Raw genomic sequence first — 1,652 nt, 5'->3', positions numbered from 1 at the left:
GGGTCACAGCGGGCGAGACCGCAGGGGGAGAAGCAAACTCGGGAGCGCCGGCCGGAGCGACATCCACCGCCATCTCGATCGGCATCGAAGCCTCGAGGCCGACGGTGGCCGGCAACGGCACGACCATGGGCTCGGACGCCTCCGGGACGAAGACTGTCTCGGTGACGGCCGCGTAGGTGAGCGCCAGCATCGGGGCGGGCGCGGGCAGCAGGATCGCATCGGACGGCAGGTTGGACGCGACGCGACGCCCCGTCACGGGATCGGCCTCGGGGACCTCGCCCAGAAGCGTGGTCCCTGCCGGGACCGCCTCCATCACCGCCTCCACGGCCGTCTCGGCCATGGGCTCATGCGGCGGATTGGCGGGCGGCACGGTCTCGGGGAGCACGTCCGCCAGCGGGAAGCCCATGGACTGGAAATCCCAAGCCTCAGGGAAGTCCCAGGAATATGAGAAGTCCGCGCGGGGCAAAGACAAGCCCATCAGAGGCACGCCGATGAAAGGCGTGTCCGGCGGCAGATCGGCAAGAGACAGCTTGGCAAGAGACAGGTTGGCAACAGACCGATCGGCAAGCGGCGCCTCGGCGACGGCAGGCTCGGCCGACGACACGGCCTCCTCGGCAAGCCGCGGTTCGGCGACCGGCTCCTCAACGACCGACTCCTGGACCGGCCGGTTGTCCTGCTCCGCGGCGGTCGGCAGCGGGCGGGTCCAGTCGTGCCGGAGCAGGCGATCGAGGGTGTAGACCGGGCGCGGCGGCAGGGACCGCAGGTGCGAAACGTCGACCGGCACCAGGATGGCGCTGTTCGGCACGTCGAAGACCTGGGGCGGCGGAGCGGGAGCCTGCGCGGCGACGGTCAGCTCGGACGCCGTCCCGTCCGGCGCCGGAGGAACGGTCGCGGCCGACGCGACGGCGTCAGCCGACTCGGAGGCGGTGACGTGAAGGGCGACGGCGTCGGGCGCGGCGGCCGACGGGACCCCTGCACCGGACGCCGCAGCCGGCGCCGTTTCGGACCGAGGAGACGGCGACTCGGCGAGATCATGCGCGACCTCTCGCGTCATCTCTTGCGCAGTCCCTTCCGCAACCGCTTGGACCGTCAGCGGGCCGGTCTCTTGCGCCGGGACGGCCTCTTGCGAGATGCCCGGGGCGGCGGCCTCCGTGACCGGCTCGGTCACCGCGGCGACCATCTCGGGAACGGGCTCGGCCGTGACGGGCTCGGTACCGGAGACCTCCGGCGCGACGGGCGAATCGGTCAGGGGCGCCCCGTCGCCCGGCACGGCGTCCGCGGCAGCGGTCTCGGCGGGCTCCGGCACTGCCTCGGCCCTGGCGATCTCCTCGTGGGAATGGCGCAGCAGATGGTCCGGCGTGCGGGTGAAGCGCACGCCCGGCGGCAGCACGTAGGGCTGGCGCCACAGGGGCACCGCCGCGGCGGCCGCGGCAGCCTCCGCTTCGGCACGGGCCGCTTCCGCCTCCGCCCGGGCTGCCTCGGCGGCGGCGATCTCGGCGGCGGCGCGGGCGGCGGCCTCGGCCTCGGCGGCGCGCAGGGCCTCCTCCTTCTCCCGCTGCGCCTGCTCGCGGCGGCGGTGGCGTGCCTGGAGCACATGGTCGGGCGTGCGGGTGAAGCGCACCCCGGCCTCGGCGGGACGTTCGGGGTCGAGG

Annotated in this window: 1 pseudogene; it reads right to left on the bottom strand. The window is 74.1% G+C overall.

The window, feature by feature from the left end:
- Positions 1-1,652 (bottom strand): annotated as a pseudogene (locus VP06_RS37550) (hypothetical protein); the annotation flags it as partial.

Origin of the sequence: Methylobacterium aquaticum, assembly GCF_001043915.1 — a bacterium.
GTDB lineage: Bacteria > Pseudomonadota > Alphaproteobacteria > Rhizobiales > Beijerinckiaceae > Methylobacterium > Methylobacterium aquaticum.
The sequence above is the reverse complement of the archived record's forward strand: the minus strand, read 5'-3'. Positions and strand labels throughout refer to the sequence as shown.